Source organism: Microaerobacter geothermalis, from assembly GCF_021608135.1.
In the GTDB taxonomy this organism is placed as follows: Bacteria; Bacillota; Bacilli; order DSM-22679; family DSM-22679; genus Microaerobacter; species Microaerobacter geothermalis.
The window spans coordinates 1-18,637 of the sequence record NZ_JAKIHL010000024.1; the positions used below are offsets into that span (position 1 = coordinate 1).

At 41.5% G+C, this 18,637-nt stretch carries 14 protein-coding genes; 4 read left to right on the top strand and 10 right to left on the bottom strand.

What is annotated here, in order from left to right; translation table 11 throughout:
- Positions 1–191 precede the first annotated feature (191 nt).
- Positions 192–434, bottom strand: coding sequence for a DUF2249 domain-containing protein (locus L1765_RS09855; RefSeq protein ID WP_236406762.1), 243 nt, complete (start codon positions 432–434; stop codon positions 192–194).
- A gap of 393 nt (positions 435–827) precedes the next feature.
- Here L1765_RS09855 and L1765_RS09860 point away from each other — a divergent pair, with 393 nt between their 5' ends.
- The 3 genes from L1765_RS09860 to L1765_RS09870 all read left to right on the top strand — a co-directional run bounded on the left by L1765_RS09860 (position 828) and on the right by L1765_RS09870 (position 3,985).
- Entirely contained in the window at positions 828–2,714 is a 1,887-nt protein-coding gene (locus L1765_RS09860; protein WP_236406764.1) for an EAL domain-containing protein, read from the top strand.
- Between the two features lie 20 nt (positions 2,715–2,734).
- Complete coding sequence (locus L1765_RS09865; RefSeq protein WP_236406766.1) at positions 2,735–3,613, top strand: GGDEF domain-containing protein; 879 nt, start codon at positions 2,735–2,737, stop codon at positions 3,611–3,613.
- Between the two features lie 180 nt (positions 3,614–3,793).
- Complete coding sequence (locus L1765_RS09870; protein ID WP_236406767.1) at positions 3,794–3,985, top strand: hypothetical protein; 192 nt, start codon at positions 3,794–3,796, stop codon at positions 3,983–3,985.
- 141 nt (positions 3,986–4,126) lie between these two features.
- Here the strand turns inward: L1765_RS09870 and L1765_RS09875 are convergent, their stop codons facing one another.
- From L1765_RS09875 to L1765_RS09915, 9 genes are all read right to left on the bottom strand, one after another.
- Positions 4,127–5,128 carry an ArsJ-associated glyceraldehyde-3-phosphate dehydrogenase gene (locus tag L1765_RS09875; protein ID WP_236406770.1) on the bottom strand — a complete coding sequence of 334 codons (1,002 nt, stop codon included), beginning with the start codon at positions 5,126–5,128 and terminating at the stop codon, positions 4,127–4,129.
- A 129-nt stretch (positions 5,129–5,257) separates the two neighbouring features.
- The gene (locus tag L1765_RS09880; protein ID WP_236406774.1) at positions 5,258–6,298 is read right to left on the bottom strand and encodes a sugar-binding transcriptional regulator; all 1,041 of its coding nucleotides are present in this window, start codon (positions 6,296–6,298) and stop codon (positions 5,258–5,260) included.
- Between the two features lie 209 nt (positions 6,299–6,507).
- Positions 6,508–8,190, bottom strand: a complete 1,683-nt coding sequence (locus L1765_RS09885) for a glycoside hydrolase family 13 protein (RefSeq protein WP_236406777.1) — start codon at positions 8,188–8,190, stop codon at positions 6,508–6,510.
- A 108-nt stretch (positions 8,191–8,298) separates the two neighbouring features.
- Positions 8,299–9,966, bottom strand: a complete 1,668-nt coding sequence (locus tag L1765_RS09890; RefSeq protein ID WP_236406778.1) for a glycoside hydrolase family 13 protein — start codon at positions 9,964–9,966, stop codon at positions 8,299–8,301.
- A gap of 69 nt (positions 9,967–10,035) precedes the next feature.
- Entirely contained in the window at positions 10,036–11,784 is a 1,749-nt protein-coding gene (locus L1765_RS09895; protein ID WP_236406783.1) for a glycoside hydrolase family 13 protein, read from the bottom strand.
- 85 nt (positions 11,785–11,869) lie between these two features.
- Positions 11,870–12,706 (bottom strand): sugar ABC transporter permease, encoded by an 837-nt coding sequence (locus L1765_RS09900; protein WP_236406848.1) that lies wholly within the window; start codon positions 12,704–12,706, stop codon positions 11,870–11,872.
- Between the two features lie 17 nt (positions 12,707–12,723).
- On the bottom strand, positions 12,724–14,031 hold the full coding sequence (locus tag L1765_RS09905; RefSeq protein ID WP_236406784.1) for a carbohydrate ABC transporter permease: 1,308 nt from the start codon (positions 14,029–14,031) through the stop codon (positions 12,724–12,726).
- A gap of 90 nt (positions 14,032–14,121) precedes the next feature.
- Positions 14,122–15,438: a sugar ABC transporter substrate-binding protein gene (locus L1765_RS09910; RefSeq protein ID WP_236406788.1), complete on the bottom strand. Its 1,317-nt coding sequence runs from the start codon at positions 15,436–15,438 to the stop codon at positions 14,122–14,124.
- Between the two features lie 258 nt (positions 15,439–15,696).
- Positions 15,697–17,250 (bottom strand): alpha-amylase family glycosyl hydrolase, encoded by a 1,554-nt coding sequence (locus tag L1765_RS09915; protein ID WP_236406790.1) that lies wholly within the window; start codon positions 17,248–17,250, stop codon positions 15,697–15,699.
- Positions 17,251–17,558: 308 nt separating this feature from the next.
- Here L1765_RS09915 and L1765_RS09920 point away from each other — a divergent pair, with 308 nt between their 5' ends.
- On the top strand, positions 17,559–18,572 hold the full coding sequence (locus L1765_RS09920; protein ID WP_236406852.1) for a LacI family DNA-binding transcriptional regulator: 1,014 nt from the start codon (positions 17,559–17,561) through the stop codon (positions 18,570–18,572).
- The last annotated feature ends 65 nt before the right edge of the window (positions 18,573–18,637 follow it).

Here is an 18,637-nt window from a genome sequence, read left to right on the forward strand (position 1 = left end):
TCTGTCTAATAAACGGGCTTGTAAGCACCAAGATTAAGCGACCTCCCTCGCCAGCCGCAAGTCCATTATATCGCATATTGCTTATTTTCATCATCTGATGGTGCCGCGTCAGCGGCATGGATGTCTAATAGCTAAAAAAAGAGGAGAATGTGATAATCATCACTCCCCCCAAAACAAGTACGTAAATCTGACTATTTCACTTTTCCTATGGCGACTCGCCAAACCTCCGGCCCCTGCTCCAGATACTCCCAGGAAAAAGCGCCTTCTCTTTCCATCATAAATTGATACTGTAATGGCCTAGGATCATGATCATTTAAAAGTTCCATGGTAGTACCAACCTCTAATGCATCGAAGGTTTCAAAGATCACCCGGTGTTTATCCCTTGGTTCATATTCCCTGGCATCTACACGGGCTGCGAATTGAATTTCTGCCATTTGGATCATCCTCCTTCATTATTCGAAATAAGTTTAACATAGTGTTAAATAGGGAAACGTGACATTTGTCACAACTTCAATATATAGATGTGGAATTAAAGATTCACACGTCCGCTTGTCGAGTTCGTCAAGAAGTGATCCACGTCCGCTTCAAGTCTAAAGAACGGAGCCCTCAAAAACATCTGGGTATTTCAATGGTGGAGTCAGTTTGAGGGCTAATTCCCGTTCTTTAGCCTCTCCGCTACACTCGAACTCGAAAGTAATCCTTAGTGAATTCTTTAATTCCGTCTATATATCATTTATTTTTTCCTATTTTTCTGGAATAATTTGAACTATTCGAAGGTTTTTTTAGAGAACATGTAGAATTTAATCTTGTAAAGGAGGAGAACTTGGATGTTTTCACAGATTATGACGAAGATCACAACATACTACCAACCCATTCTCTTTTACGAAAATCAAAAAGTGGGATTTGAAGCATTGGGAAGAGTTATGACTTCAACTATTAATGTAGAATCCATTTATCCCTGGATCATGAAAGCTAAATTAGAAGGATGGATAGGAAAATTAGACTGTCACCTTTTGGAATCTGCTTTTGATGGAGCAAAAGATCTTCCAAATGACAGCCTATTATTTGTCAATATTTCCACCACCGACGGCCTAAAACATTTAAATTCTTCAAAAGTAAAAGGAAAAATAGAGAAGTTTGGAATTTACCGAATTTGCATCGAACTCTCGGAGCAAATGGAAGGTTCCATAGAAGAAATCATTCCCTTCGTTCATCGATGGAAAAAAAAGAAAGGACTGGTTGCCATCGACGACTTTGGCCAGGGAAAGTTTAGTTTGAATGCTTTTTCCCGGTTAAAGCCAGATTTCATTAAGTTGGATAAGTGGTTGATCCATGACCTAACTGCCGATTTATCTCAAATTGATTTTATTCGGTCATTAACAAGGTGGGCTAAAAAGTTTGGCGCATCCGTTGTTGCAGAGGGTGTAGAGAATGAGCAGTATATCCATGAGCTCCTTTCCCTGGGGATCAGCGGGATTCAAGGATATATTCTTGGAAAACCCTCTCCACCAAACCTTTTGAATATGTTTTCTTTTGAAATACCCAGTTCAAAAAAAGAACGTCCCGCCTATGTTGTTAAAGATACTGACATTATATATCAATCAGACAAATCCTTCCATTGGGCCGATTCAACACTATTGGAAAGTGATCATCATCTTTTTCAACAATTATGTAAAACCTCACAAGAAACTGTTAAAGCAGATTGGGTTGGATTATGGGTATACTGCGAAAAAACGAATTCATTTACTTTAATAGCCACCAATGAACCCTCATCTCCTGACCGAACAGTTCTGCCGTGGGAAACAGGAAGAAATTTATATACATCTATTCTTACTGTACCTGATGTTAATCATTCTCCATTTCAAATCAGCAGGTATGTAAAGAATAAGGGGTATTTCTCTTTTTTTGATATCCCTGTTGTGTTTAAGGACAACCTCTGCGGAACGTTAACCTTTGCTTACCGCTCTGCCAAAATGAATATGGAAAATCAGATGCGTATTGGAAGATCCTATTCTGATATATTCGGTATTTTCCTTCGAACCATTCAACGGCGAAGCCTTGATGTGATCCATTCCTGGAGGTCCATCCTTCCTAAACATCAATCCGATATGGCAAGAAATCTTTGGAGTATACTGATTCAGCTTGTGACTGCTGAAAAGACAGACCAGTTATTAGCGGATATCACCAGATATGCTCAGACCCTGACCAGTTCTGTAGCCGTAATCCTAGCCATTCCTAAAGGGGAGTGGTTTGAAATTAAGGTGATCGCCGGAAATGATCGGGGGCTGTTGGATAGATTAAAGGTGACCGCATCAAAAATAAAAGTATCCCCCTTGGAGGGGCACCCCTATGGAAATGGATCTTGGGGAAAGGCCTATCGGGAAAAGAAACCGATTATTCTAAATGACCTGCTGACAGAAGAAGAATACAGACCATGGAGAGATCTCGTAGGCGGGCAAGGGATAAGAAGCATGGCAACACTCCCCTTGGATTTTGGAGATCAAGTCTTTGGGATTCTTTCCGCTTATTCTGAAGAACCCCGATATTTTCAGCAAGGCATGGTAAATGAATTGCAAAGCTTTGCTACTTTAGCCAGTATTCTTCTTTTCCAGGCTGAGCGCAGGGAAGAAGAAAGGAAACATTTACAAGCCCTTCAAACCTATGCAAACATTAGTCGCATTTTTCTAAAAATCATAGCGAACAGGAAATTGTGAATGTCATCGCCGAATCCGCCATGAGGCTCTTTGACAGTGATCTGTTGATGATTCGGACTACCGATGAACAGGAAAAAGTGGTAAAAGTAAAATCCATCAAACTGAGGCATTACCCGATAGAGGATAACATGTGGAATATCACCACTTCTTTATCTTCACAAATTATCGATGAATTAATGAGCGGTGAACCGATTCACTTTGATTCTAGGGACTTATCCCGTTTCCCATCCACCTTCTTGCCATTTGTAAAAACATTGGGTTTTGAAACTTTTTTTGCCATGGGTCTGGTGGAATCTCGCCAGTTTCTTGGAACGATTATCATTGGGTACAAGGACAATAGGAGTCATATGAAAAAATATTATAAGGATATGCTAAAAATTATGGCTCATTATGCCTCTTCGGCTCTAGCAACTTTCCATTACCAGCAAAAACTTCATTACTTGGCTAATGTAGACGGATTAACAGGGCTGTTCAACCGTAGATATTTTTTTGAACAGGCAAATGTAAAAATAACATCTAACTGCCGCGGTTATATTCTTGTAATTGATCTGAACAATTTTAAACTGATTAACGATAAATACGGACATGTGATGGGTGATCAAGTTATTGAAACCTTTGGGCATCTTTTGCAGGACCATTTTCCCTATCCCAATATAGTTTCCAGAGTTGGCGGAGATGAATTTTATCTATTTTTACCGGATACAGGGGGAGATGACATGTCTATGATCAAACGACAGATAGACTCTCTGCAAAAGCAGTTTACCCACCGTTTCTTATCAACCATATCGGAACCCATTTCCTTCTCGTGGGGTTGCTCCATTTTCCCCGATGATGGAAATGACCTGGATCAATTAGTATCTGTGGCAGACATGTCCATGTATCGAATGAAGCGGACATGAATCACATCTTTGCCGAACTCGACAAGATGACGTGTAAATCTCTAGTATTATAACTACAATTACGGTTTATTTTATGTTATACTGAAAATATATCATGCAAGTGTCAATTCCATAGGCCAGGCTTTTTCGTTAGCAAGTTGCTTTATCGAATCGAAAATAACGATTGATGGGGTGGTGCTAGTGGAAACCGTTAAACTTTCAACCATTGTATTAACATTTTCGCCTGAGCTTTACCCATTGTTGACACCAGATGAATTAGAGTCCTTTATTGTTCTAAAATATGGACTACAGTCACTTGACAAGGAAAGTGTGATCGAGATTGTTGAAGCAAGTATAGAAAGGAATAAAGAGAAGGATGCCTGGGTTCACTAGGCATCCTTTTTTTTGCTATGGTATGGACGGATGTTTTAGAATGCTCCGTTCTTTAGCCTCGAAGTGGACATGAATCACTTCTCCCTCGAACTCGACTAGCGGACGTGTGAATCTTTAATGCCATATCTATAGTCAAGGTCACTAAAGTTTTTTTCCGATATACCGGGCCAAATCAACCACCCGATTGGAGTATCCCCATTCATTGTCGTACCAGGAGACAATTTTTACCAAGTTATCTTCCAGAACCATTGTTGATAGCGCATCAATAATTGAAGATCTTGGATCACCGGAATAATCCCTTGAAACCAAAGGTTCCTCGCTGTAACCCAAAATTCCTTTTAACTGATTCTCAGCCGCTTCCTTTAATGTAGCATTGATACTTTCAACGGTTGCAGGTTTCTCCAGTTCTGCAACTAAATCAACAACTGAAACATTGGGAACAGGGACTCTCATGGCAAATCCATTTAATTTCCCCTTTAATTCAGGCAACACAAGGGCAACAGCCCTAGCTGCTCCAGTAGTCGTTGGGATGATGGACATCCCGGCTGCCCTTGCCCTGCGATAATCCTTATGGGGAAGATCCAAAATTTGCTGGTCATTGGTATATGCATGAACGGTAGTCATAAGTCCCCGTTTGATTCCGAAAGCTTCATGCAATACTTTGGTAAAAGGGGCCAGGCAGTTTGTTGTGCAGGATGCATTTGAAATAATATGATGACTTTCCGGATCATACCGGTCTTCATTAACACCCATAACGATGGTGATATCCTCATTTGTTGCCGGGGCAGAAATGATCACTTTTTTTGCCCCTGCCTGCAAATGTTTAGAAGCATCTTCCCTTTTTGTAAATCGACCTGTAGATTCGACTACGATATCGATCCCCATTTGTTTCCAGGGTAGTTGCGAAGGATCCCTTTCAGCCAGCACCTTGACCGATTTTCCATTCACAATGATTTCGTTTTCTCCGGATTTAACCTCTGCATTAAAGGTCCCATGAACAGAGTCATACTTCAATAAATGAGCTAACATTTTCGCATCAGTTAAATCATTTACTGCGACGATTTCCAATTCACTGGAGTTGATTGCCGCCCGAAATACGTTCCTTCCAATTCGACCAAATCCATTAATTGCTACTTTAATCATACATTCCTTCCTCCCTTTCTTTAAATAACATCGCAAAATTTACCAAGTGTCACTAAGATTCCCGATGGAACTAAAAATTTCACGTCCGCAAGTGGATAAGTTCAACTAAACTCCTGAAGTAATTTTCCTCTATCTTGCATTGATATTCTGATGTAACTGAACTAAAGCTTCTGCCGCTGCCTGATCCGTGACAAGAATATGTCTCAGGTTCTGCTGAATTACGGAGTAAATTGCTTCGGCCTTTGAACTGCCCCCAGCCACAGCAATAACGGTTTCCGCATTCTTGACATCTTCCATTCTCAGGCCAATGGTCGGCATCTTGTATGTGATTTCTCCTTGAAGATTGAAATAATAACCAAAAGCTTCACCGACCGCCTTTCTTTCCTTTAACAGTTTAATCACTTCCTCATCTGCTTGCCGTTTCTTCGCCATCTTTAGAGCCTCTCCAATTCCATGAACGATTACTTTGGAACTTTTAATGAGATGAAGAATTTCTTGCACTTCTGGCTCCATGACTAATGATTGGTAAGATGTTTCGCTTAAACGGTCAGGAACATGCAATAGACGATAGGATCCCCCTGTTTTCGCAGCCATGATGGAAGCCAAGGTATTGGCCTGAAATTCCATCTTCTCACCCAACCCGCCCCTTGCTGGAACGAACCATACATCTTTATATAACTGAGATGTCTGCATCATTTCCGCAACCATGGCGATACTGGTTCCTCCGGTTACCGCGACGATATCACCCGACTGAACCGATTTATTCAATTTCTGGGCAACGATTCGACCCATTTCCTTCTTTACCAGTTCGTCAACATCGGAATTTCCTGGAATGATGAAGACATCATCCAACTGAAAAAGTTCTTTTACATGTTTTTCTAAAGGAGATTGCTCCGCAAAGTCCCTTATGATCAAATCAAGCTCCTGTAAAATACGATTCCCTTCTCCTGTTAAAGACATTCCAACTGGCTCGATTAAAATTAAATTCTGCTCCTTAAGCAGTTCGACTTCTCCGCGCAATATTCTTTCCGTGGTTTTAAGATAGGAAGCCAATACTCTGCGTCCCACAGGCTGAAGCAGACGAATATATCGCAAAATTCCATGTCTTTTCATCATAATCTGGAGCAAATCGGGATGTATCTTCTGAAGGATAAAGATGGTCTTGTTCAAGTGAATAACCTCCACTTAAGGGAACTTATATGGATCAATCCCAAATTAGGACTTTTTTTGTCCCGTATATACAATAAATGTCCCACGCATGTAAAAAAACATTCTAGATCTAGAATACATTTTTTTGCCAAAAAGTCAAGAGAAAAAATAGCTACGGCAGAGCATCCGGCGAATGTGATATTCTGGATCTGAATGTTTGATGCAATCATCTATAGAAGGTAAACTCTTGCTTCATAGGGACGTAGATAGATTTCCTTAAAGGGCCCCTCCCCAGTTACATCGTAGTTGCTGATGAGTATTTCTTTTTTCACATCGGTTAACTCAACGGGCAGTTCCAGAACGGGGGTCTCCTGCGAGAAATTACAGATCACCAACAATTTTTCATGGCCAAGCGTACGAGTAAACGCATAAATCTGTTCATGGTCCGGTATGAGTAAGTGGTATTTTCCATAAACAATTATGTCATATTGTTTACGCAATTGAATCAGTTTCTTATAGTAATTGAAAATCGAATTTGGATCAGCCATCGCTCGTTTCACATTGATTTGGACATAATTTGGATTGACACGTATCCAAGGAGTTCCTGTAGTAAATCCTGCGTTGTCCTCATCAGACCACTGCATCGGGGTGCGCGCATTATCTCGTCCGCGCTCATGAATGGCACGCATCATATCCCCATGCGAAATTCTGCCATCCCCTACATATTCACGATAAGCATTCAAGGTTTCAATATCACGATAATCTTCGAGTGAATCAAAGGCAACATTGGTCATTCCGATTTCTTCCCCCTGGTAAATATAAGGGGTTCCTTGATGCATGTGCAAACAAGTGGCGAGCATCTTAGCCGAAATTTCACGATACGACTTGCTGTCATTTCCGAATCGGGAAACCGCTCTCGGTTGATCGTGGTTACTCCAATAAAGGCTGTTCCAACCGTCTTCCATCAATCCATATTGCCAGCGGGCAAAAACTTTCTTTAAATCGGATAATTTCCATGAACCAGGGCTCCACTTTCCGAATTGGCCATCACCTAAAGACACATGTTCAAAATGGAACACCATATTCAGTTCTTTACGATTCGCTCCAGTGTATAGCTTCGCCTGCTCCACATCGACGCCAGGCATTTCCCCTACGGTAATGGTGTCATATTTAGAAAGAACTTCACGGCGCATTTCTTGAAGGTAATCATGAATTTTGGGACCATTTAAGAAGTATGGACTGCCATCGCCATACTTATGTCCCTTATGCACATTACCATCCGGCAATTCTTCCACTTTGGAAATAAGATTAATTACATCCATGCGGAACCCGTCGACTCCTTTATCCAACCACCAGGTCATCATATCGTAGATTTCCCGACGAAGCTGCGGATTTTCCCAATTCAGATCGGGTTGCTTCTTACTAAATAGGTGAAGATAATATTCTCCCGTATGTTCATCGTATTCCCAGGCAGATCCACCAAAGCAAGCGCCCCAATTATTAGGCTCCCTACCATCTTTGCCCGGACGCCAGATATAGTAATCACGATACGGACTTTCCTTAGACGAGCGGGACTCAATAAACCAAATATGTTCGTCGGAAGAATGGTTAACTACGAGATCCATCATAATCTTGATGCTCCGTCGATGCGCTTCGGCCAACATCTCCTCAAAATCTTCCATTGTTCCGAATTCGGTCATAATATCCCGATAATCACTGATGTCGTATCCATTGTCATCATTCGGTGACTGATATACCGGTGAGAGCCAAATCACCTCGATCCCTAGTTCCTTGAGATAGTCGAGCTTGGAAGTGATGCCTTTTATATCGCCTATGCCATCCCCATTGCTGTCCATAAAACTGCGGGGATAGATTTGATATACAACCGCCTCTTTCCACCATGCCTTTTTCATTTTAAACCTCCACGATGATTTCATGAAAATGATTCGTATACCCTAACGTTCACACAAGCAGCCAGTGAATGAAATACCACCCCAGGATGGCTACTTTCGAAAGGTAAATTATCCAAGCAAATATACCCTTGTTTCATATGGCTTTAACTTAAAATGATTTAATGTTTTCTGCCCTTTTACCTCATAGTTAGCAAGCAATAATTGCCAGCCTTCAGCGGCGAGCTCAGCAGGCAGTTTAAAAATCGGTTGTTTCTGCCCAAAATTGCAAATCACCAGTGCTTTTTGCCCACTTAAAGTTCTTGTATAGGCAAAAATCTCCTTATGCTTTTCCATAATGAGATCAAATTGGCCGTAAACGAATATCTCGTGATTTTTCCGCAATTGTATCATTTTTTTATAGAAATTCAGGATCGAATCCGGATCATTTAGTTGCTTTTCTACATTGATTTCCGTATAGTTGGGATTTACGCCTAACCAGGGTTTTCCGGTGGTAAATCCACCATTCTCTCTGTCCGACCACTGCATCGGCGTTCTCGAATTATCTCGGCCTCGCTCCCAGATCACCTGCATAATCTTCTCATGGGAGTTTCCCTTTTCGCGCTCAATTCTGTAATAATTTTTCATTCCGACATCATTGTATTCCTCGATGGAGTTAAACTTCACATTGGTCATACCAATCTCCTGTCCCTGGTAAATGTAAGGAGTTCCCTGCATGAAAAAGTAACACGCGCCAAGCATTTTGGCACTTTGTACATGGAATTCCTGATCATTGCCCCAGGTAGAGACCGAACGCGGTTGATCGTGATTCTCAAAAAATAGTGCATTCCAGCCGACATTTTCGAGACCTTTTTGCCACTTGGCTAATGTCCTCTTTAGTCCGAGCACGTCCACCGTTTGGTTTGGTCCTTTGTCCCAAAGCCTCAAATGTTCAAACTGAAATATCATATTAAATTTTCCGTTCTCTTCCCCTACCCATTCATCGGCTTGTTCTATCTTTACTCCGTTTGCTTCGCCGACGGTCATGATGTCGTAGTGGGCAAAGGTTCTTTCTTTTAACTCAGCCAAGAATTCCTGAATCCCCTCGCGATTCATATGGCCTTCAAACGAGGGAACATAGGGAAGTCCTTTGGGATTGGGTAGATCAGGCAAGCCCGGTAGCTTTTTGATATGGCTTATGGCATCCACGCGGAATCCATCGATTCCTTTATCTAGCCACCAGTTGATCATTTTATAAATCTCCTCGCGAACCTCCCGATTTTCCCAGTTTAAATCGGGCTGCTTGCGTGAAAAGATGTGCAAGTAATATTGGCCAGTCCCTTCGTCATATTCCCAGGCAGAACCACTGAAGATGCTTTCCCAGTTATTCGGTTCACGCCCGTCTTTCCCGTCCCTCCAAATATACCAATCCCGTTTGGGACTCTCTTTAGACGAACGTGACTCGATAAACCATGGATGCTCATCACTCGTATGATTCACGACTAAGTCTAGGATCAACTTCATCCCGCGGGCGTGAACTTCCGCAAGCAGACGATCAAAATCTTCCATGGTTCCGAACTCATCCATAATTTCTTGATAATCAGAGATATCATAGCCATTATCGTCATTAGGCGACTTATACATCGGACAAATCCAGATCACATCGATACCCAATTCTTTTAGATAATCCAGCTTAGAGATAACGCCGTGCAAATCTCCAATACCATCCCCATTACTATCCATAAAACTCCTCAGATAGATTTGGTAGACAACCGCTTCTTTCCACCATTTCTTCTTCATGATGTTCGTTCCTCTCTCATGACTTCAATCTATTATTATTTACGTGAATCAAAAAATGAAATCTAAACATTAGACGAGCAATACCCCTTGATATGGTTTTAATACGAGTCGAATCTCCTGATTCTTAAGTGGATACGTTTCTCCGCTGATCAAGTCTTGCAAACGGTCGCTCTGCTTCCATAATACGGGAACAGTCAATTCTTGCTGCAAAGAGCTATTATTAATCAATACTCCTACAGGTTGGTCTGTATCAGTTCCGCGCATGATCCCAAAAATATTGCCCGTAGGACGGATCACCCAGGTGCGGTAATTTCCTTTGGTGAGTGCCGGCAACGATTTGCGAATTTGAATGCATTTTTTATACCAATTCAGCATCTCCTGATTCTGTTCTTCTTCTTTCCAGATAAAGGTGCGACGGCAGTCCGGATCGTTTTTGCCCTTCATTCCGATTTCATCGCCGTAATAGATCATCGGCATGCCCGGATAAGCCATCTGGAATAATACCGCAAGGCGCATTCGCTCTTCTTTCTCATCACAAGTGGTCAAGAACCGCTCCGTATCATGGCTGTCAATGAGATTGAACATGCCGCGGTTAGCCTGGTCTTTATAACACATTTGTGCCTGAATCAAGAGAGCATTAAATTTTTCCACCCCGATGGATTGCTTGGCGAAGAATTCGAGCATCGCATCGCGGAAGAGGTAATTCATCACCGAATCGTATTGATCCCCTTGCAGCCATGGATTGGCATTATGCCAAACTTCGCCGATAATCAGCGCGTCGGCTTTGGCTCCTTTCACCACTTGGCGGAATTCGCGCCAGAATACGTGATCCACCTCATTAGAAACATCGAGGCGCCAGCCGTCGATATCCGCTTCTTCAATCCAGTAACGGGCCACATCGAGCAAATACTTCTTCACTTTGGGATTTTTTGTGTTTAATTTAGGCATCTCCCAAACGTTGCAGGCAAATGTTTCATAGTTGGGACGAGGTTCTGTTATCACCGGTTCATCTTCAACAAAAAACCAGTCCCAATAAGGAGATTTCTTACCCTTTTCCACGACATCCTGGAAAGCAAAAAAGTCGTATCCGCAATGGTTGAAGACTGCATCAAAAATAACGCGGATGCCTAATTTATGAGCTTTCGCCACCATCTCTTTTACGTCTTCCAGGTCCCCAAAATGGGGATCGATTCGATAATAATCGGTTGTATTGTATTTATGATTAGAGGGAGATTCAAAAATCGGCGTTAAGTAAATCACATTGATTCCCAAATCGGCTAGATAATCCAAGTTTTGGATAATCCCCTGTATATCACCTCCGAAGAAGTTGTTCCATTTTGGTTCTCCGCCCCAAGGCAACACACCTTCCGGATCATTATCCGGGTTGCCGTTAGCAAACCGTTCCGGGAATATTTGATAAACAATGCTTCCATCCACCCACTCCGGAATTTCAAATAAATCCTGTTCAGTAATATAGGCATATTGGAATGGCTGACACGTGAAAAAGGATTCAGCAAACCCCCTCTCTCCATACCAGATTCCCTTTTCTCCATCGCTTAGGTAAAAGACATAGCGCAGTCTTCCGGTTTCCGTCTTAAGCACCGCTTCAAAATAATCGTGAAGATCAGTAGAGCCTACTTTCTCTAAGACCACGATTTGCTCTTTCCCTGTTTCATAAGATGTATAACGATCGCCATGTACCACCTCTACTTTTTGCAGATCTCCCTTTTTTGCCCGTAATCTAACCTTTAATCTTTGCCGATCCAAAGGAAAGGCATATGAACCAAAAGCGTCGTGATAGATAGCCTCCAAATGCATAGATTTCTTTTCCTCCTATAGAAAGATATCATTTATTCATTTGCAACTGACATTCAATCAGATTCCGATTCATTAGAGGATTGAATCAGCCCTTGTTCGCGCCCGCTTTTAAACCTTCAACCAAATGTTTCTGGAAAAGCAGAAAGAGGATCGTGATCGGTACGGCAACAAGTACGGCCCCTGCAGCAAAGGTGGTGAACTCCGTATTTCCCCGTCCCGTAACCATCTCGAATAAGCCAACCGCAAGTGTCTTCTTCTCATCTGAACGAAGAACCAAGCGTGCAAAAATGAAATCCATCCATGGGCCGATGAAGTTGCTTACCGCGACAAACACGAGAATCGGTTTCGACAAAGGCATCATCACTTTGAAGAAAATCGTCAAATTTCCGGCACCATCCAGTTTAGCCGCTTCCTCCAAACTTCTGGGCAAAGCATCAAAATATCCCTTTACCAGCCAGGCTCCAAACGGGATCGAACCCCCTGCATAAACAAGGATTAAGCCCCAATGGTTGTCTAACAAGTTAAGCTGTAGCAACAAGATATAGATCGCAATCATCCCCATAAACCCCGGAAACATTTGCAGAACAAGCATCGCCATCAATCCTTGCCTTCTGCCGGGGAAGCGGTACCTTGAGAAGGCGTATGCTGCCGTAACAACAAGAAACGTAGACAGGATCATATTCCAGAAGGCAATAAACAATGTATTCTTATACCATAAGACATACTCGGTCCCACTCCATAGCCGTTCAAAGTGCTTAAAGGTCAGTTTATCAGGGAGAAGCTTGGTTGCACTTAAGGTATCCCCTGGATTTAAGGAACCCATGATTACCCACAAAACAGGATAAATAATGGCGATCGCCGTGGCGGTTAAAATGGTATAGATGATCAAGAGCGTGATTCGCTCTCTCCATACCATATTCATGTGAAACTTTTTGATACTCATTGTGACATCATATCCTCCTCTCTGAAGGCTCTCGTTCTTCTGAAATTGTAAATTGATAGGGCTGCCACAACAATAAAGATGAGGATTGATACCACAGAGGCGATGTTAAACTTATTCTGTTCTAGGGTTAGTTTATAAAGCCAGGTAATGAGAATATCTGTTGACCCTGCATAAGTATAATCCGGGTTGACAGGTCCGCCTGAGGTTAAGAAGTAAATCAGCCCGAAATTGTTAAAGTTTCCGGCAAAACCCATAATCAAAAGCGGTGTAGTTGAAAAAACTACAATTGGGAACATAATTTTCCAAAATTTTTGCCAAGCAGTTGCCCCATCTACTTCTGCCGCCTCATACAACTCTTTGTCAATTGAGGTCATGACACCAGACATCAACAACATCCAGAAAGGAAACCCGAGCCATAGATTCACCATGAATAAAGTCATCTTCGCCCAGAAGGGATCGGAAAACCACGGAATCGGATCAAATCCGATCACTTGCAAATACTTATTTAAAGGACCAAACTCCCCGTTAAAAATATTGCGCATGATCAATGTAGAGATAAATCCAGGCACCGCCCATGGTAGAATAAAAATTGCCCGCCAAAACCGTTTAAAACGGATCTTTCGGTGACCCAGTAAGGAGGCAAATAACATGCCGACAAAATAAATCGAAATCGTGGAGATTATCGCCCAAATAAATGTCCAGATAAAAACGCCATAAAAAGTTCTACTCCATGTTTTGAGCTGAAACAAATCAACAAAGCTCTTAAAGCCAACCCAATCAACCAAATTTTTCGGTGGCAAATAATTGGGGCCAGAATAGTTGGTAAAAGCAATGGCTATCCCAAAAATTAAAGGCAGAATTGTTAAAAATGCGGTAAAAAGAACCGCTGGAGTAAGCATCACGTAGGGAAAACCGTTTTCCCAAATATTTCTCAAAGTTTGTTTAATATTGTTAGGAACTCCGCCCTCATCCCTTATCTTTCCTGTTTTGTACGCATCGCGAATGTTTAAATAGTAGATCCATATAAAAAGCAAGAACGCTATAAGATAGATGATCCCCTCGATCATTAAGAAGATGGAGTGATCCCCAGGATAAACGATTCTACCAGCTTTGCGGATTTGCGGGGTTTCCCCAAGCGTTGTAAGTCCCCACATCGCCCATTGGAACGGGAGAGACCAAAAGATGAGCACGTAGGCTTCCAGCAAAAGCAAAAATATTCCTTTTGCAAACTGCCGATGGTATAGTTGTCCCAAACCCATAAACAGCAATGAAAGAAGCGCGCCGACTTTCGCTTTTGATTTCATCACTTTTCCCTCTTTCATATAAAAAATCCTTTATATGGAACACAAGCCAATACCGTAAGGTACTGGCCTGTATTTTATTCTTAATTGTAATTATTTAAAAGTCTGAATCGCATCCGTAATTTGTTGAACAGCTGAATCTAATGCTGCTTTGGGTTCAGCCTGGCCATTCCAGATGGCATTAAATGCCTGGCCCATCGGTCCCCAAACGGTTTGCATTTGTGGGATGTTTGGCATCGGTACCGCAACTAAAGCTTGCTCTAAGAATGCACGACCAACTTCATCTTGTTTAATCATTTCATTGTTAAGTGCCGATTTCGTCGCCGGAATTTGACCTGTCATTTCATAGCGTTTGAACAGCATTTCCTCACTGGTTGAAAATTTCGCATATAAGGTTGCTGCATTTGGATACTTGGTATACGCATTTACGTAGTAAGCCTTAATTCCCATGAAACTAGTCGGATTTTTTCCATTATCCAATTTTGGTAGTGGGATAACCCCAAAGTTGACGCCAGCATCCCGATAATCCTTAAGGGCCCAAGGACCGTTCATATCAAACATCAGCTTTCCTTCTTTAAAAAATTGACCTTTTACGTCGTAAGTAACATCTTCCACTTTCAGCGGGAGAATTTCATTTTGCAGACGCTTCATAAACTCACCGGCTTTTAAGGCACCTTCGTTGTTTAAGCCAAGATCGGATGGATCAGTATTGTTATTACCGAAGATGTAACCTCCATATCCGCCCAGAAAGGCATACGTAAAATAGAAGTTTCCGGGTTCCATCATAAAACCAAATTTTTTATCTTCAGACTTGAGATCATTAAATGCTTTGGATTGCTCAATCAGCTCTTCCCATGTTTCAGGTACTTGTTTTACCAAATCTTTGTTGTAGTAAAGGGCATAGGTCTCAATGGAAACAGGATAGCCATAGAGCGTATCATTTGCCGAAACACCTTGGATGACATTCTCCATGAATCTCTCTTTGTACTCATCGGGATAGAAATTCTCAAGAATTAAACCAGCTGCCTCCATGTTTCCGGTATGGTCATGGGCTCCCAAAAATACATCAGCCCCTAGCCCTGCAGGTCCATCGGTTTGTAGCTTGCCAGGCGCATCGGTGTGTCCAACTTCTTCAACGGTAACTGGCACTCCGTATTTCTTCGTGAACTCTTCCGACACATACCTTGCCCATTCACTTTCAGCGTCACCGTTACTCCAAACTATAAGTTCTGCACCGTCTTCAGGTTTTAGTTCCGATTCAGCTCCTGTTGCCGAATCAATTCCAGTGCCCGATGTCTCACTCTCCACTAGATTCCCCCCAGCTTGTTGCGGAGGTTTCGCACAAGCCACGAGTACACTCATGAGCAGCACTAAAACAGCTGCTATGACTACCAGTTTTTTGTGTCTCATTTGATCCCCTCTCCTTTTTTGTTAAAAATTTCGTACCTTATTCCGCCCTGGTGTTGAGCAAACGTTTGCACATTAGCTAAAAAATTTAACCTCTATCTGAAAGGGTTTTCATAAGGTATTTGTTTCCATTTTAATATGTTATGGGCAAAAAAACAATCTCTTTTTTCTTTCTTTTTTTAAATTTTGCGCAAACGCATAGCATTACTCCTATTGGTTCTTCGTACGATATTTCGATATTTAGTCTACTATCCCTCTTGATTACTGAGCTAAAATCAGCGTACTGTAGGGCTGCATTTCCACGATACGATTTAATTTATCTGCTGAGCCTTTGTCACTGGTAAAGAATTTCTTCTTATAGACCGACTCGTCTTCCGGTAGTGAAAAAGTTTTTGTTACACCGCTTAGGTTATGTAACACAAGAAGGGATTGATTACCTAAAACCCGTTTGAAGGCAACAATTCCGATTTCATTCACCTTGGAACGTTCAATTTCCCCCAAAACTAAGATATCGCTAGACCTACGCACCTGAATTAGTTTTTTATAATACTGATACAATGAGTTTTCCTCTTCAATTTGAGTTTCGAGGGCGATCTTTTCCCTCTCTCTGTTGTATTTGGATACGATCCATCGACTTTCACCCTCTTTTTTATCTGTAGACCAAACAAATGGTTCTCGGATATATTCATCCGGTTTCATCCCCTGCATACCAATCTCTTCTCCATAATAAAGAAATGGCGATCCAGGCAATGTAAGCAGTATGGCAGCAGCCATTCTCGCCTTGTTTACGTCTCCTTTAAATAGACTCATTACGCGATTCTGATCATGATTGGTAAGAAAGATTGAATCGACGTAATTTTCGTCCATTTTTTTGAAATATTCTCGCATCCTTTTTAAACCCGAAACGATGCCAGTATCTTTTCCCTGCTGAACAGCTCTCACAATTCTTTCGGCTAAATCAAAATTAAAGGTCGAATTGAGGCCATCGTCTTGCAAGTAAGGTGCGGTCACTGTTGCTGTATCCCATACTTCACCGACAAGGAATACATCTTCCTTTACCGTCTGCATCGCTTTACGGAATTCTTTCCACCAGGCATAATTTTTCTCTTTTTCTTGATCGGGATATATATATTTTGCAGCATCTAAACGGAATCCCTCGACACCTACTTCTTGCAGCCAGAACTTCCCAATTTTGATTATTTCCGCTCGTACATCCGGATTATCATAGTTTAAATCTGGCATTCCTTCCCAGAATGTACTGTAATATTTGTTCTTTCCTAAACCATACCAGAGCTGTTGATTCCAATCTCCTCGTTCCAGTAAGTTTGTCTTTTCATCTGCCCAAATATACCAATCGCGGTAGGGACTGTTTTCATCCTTGATCGCTTCCTGAAACCATGGATTCTGATTGCTTGTATGGTTCACTACCAAATCTATTATGATTTTAATGTCACGCTTTTTTGCTTCGGCAACAAGTATTTTCATGTCTTCTAGTGTTCCATATTCCGGATCGATATCATAATAATTGATTACGTCATACTTGTGATAACTGGGGGAGGGATTGATCGGCATAAGCCAAATTCCCTCGACGCCGAGTTCTTGCAAATAATCCAGCTTGGCAATAACCCCTTTCAGATCACCAATTCCATCCCCGTTTGAATCATAGAAGGCCCTTACAAAAATTTCATAGAAAACGGCATTCGGCCACTCGGACACCCGCTGTTTTTCTTGCTGAAAGTTGCACCCCGCTACTAACAAACTTAGTAGGATAACCAATGTAAGCGCTTTCTTTCCATGTTGAAAAACCGGTACCAATTTCTCCTCACCTCTTCCGTTGGATTCTGTACTCTGTTATCAATTCGTGCAAACGTTTTCTTAAACATCACGTTCATTTTAATGTCTTATCCAACTTGTTGCAATCATTTGGTTTGCGTTTTTTCGAACTTTCCTCGTGTAGCTATTAAATTCTGTTCATTGTCTTTGTTAGTAATATCGTGAATTCTTTAGATTGACTTATTATAATAAAATCTTTATGATTTATCTATCGAAGGAAAACGTTTGCCTCAATTTTCTTTGACATGTACAACATCCTTAACAATGAGTTACTATTTGGAGGAATTTTTATGTCCGTTACTATCAAAGATGTTGCTAAGCTAGCTGGTGTATCCCCATCAACCGTTTCCAGAGTGATTGCGAATAACCCGCGAATTAGCCCAGCTACATCCCGAAAAGTAAAAGAAGCTATGGAACATCTTGGTTACCATCCAAATGTCATGGCTAAAAGTCTAGTTTCACGAAGTACTCAAACATTGGGTATTATTTTGCCGCGCTCGGCGGATGAACTTTTTCTTAATCCCTTTTTTCCTGAAGTATTGCGCGGAATCAATGCTTATGCAAATTATACTGGTTATGATTTATTAATGTCTGCTGGAAGTACAGAACAAGAAGAAAAGGAAGCTTTCAATCGAATGGTTTTCGGGGGAAGAGTGGATGGAGTCATTTTGCTTGCCTCTCGTGTGAATGATCCACTTATTCCTCTTCTGAAAAAAAGAAATTTTCCATTTGTTTTAATCGGGAGATCTTTAGAACACCCCGATATTGTCTGTGTTGATACAAACAATGTAAAGGCGGCGTATGATGCAACGATGCATTTAATTAAACAAGGACATGTTCGAATTGGATTTATCAGTGGTCCGAGGGACCTGGTTGTTTCGCAAGATCGAATTAAAGGTTATCAGGATGCCCTGAAGGAAAATAATCTTCCTTTTCATACAGATTGGGTGTTCGAGGCTAAATTTTTACTTGAGAGCGGGTATCAAGCAATTTCAACTTTATTTGAGCAGCCTGAAAAACCAACAGCCCTTGTAGTATCTGATGATCTGATCACATTTGGAGTATTACGAGGTCTCTACGAATTAAATTATAGGGTTCCTGAGGATGTTGCTCTCGTCAGTTTTAATAACGTATCTATGTCAGATTTGACCACACCTCCTCTAACTACAATTGATATCGGAATATATCATCTTGGATATACCACTGCACAATTACTTATAAAGCAAATTAATGAAGAAACCTTGCATCAGAAAACAACAATCATTCCTCATCGCTTGGTTATCCGTCAATCTTCTATCAAGTAGTTCAATTCATCCAATAAGGCTTTAGCCTTGTTTATTTTTTGACCGAGTCCCCACCCATAATAGAT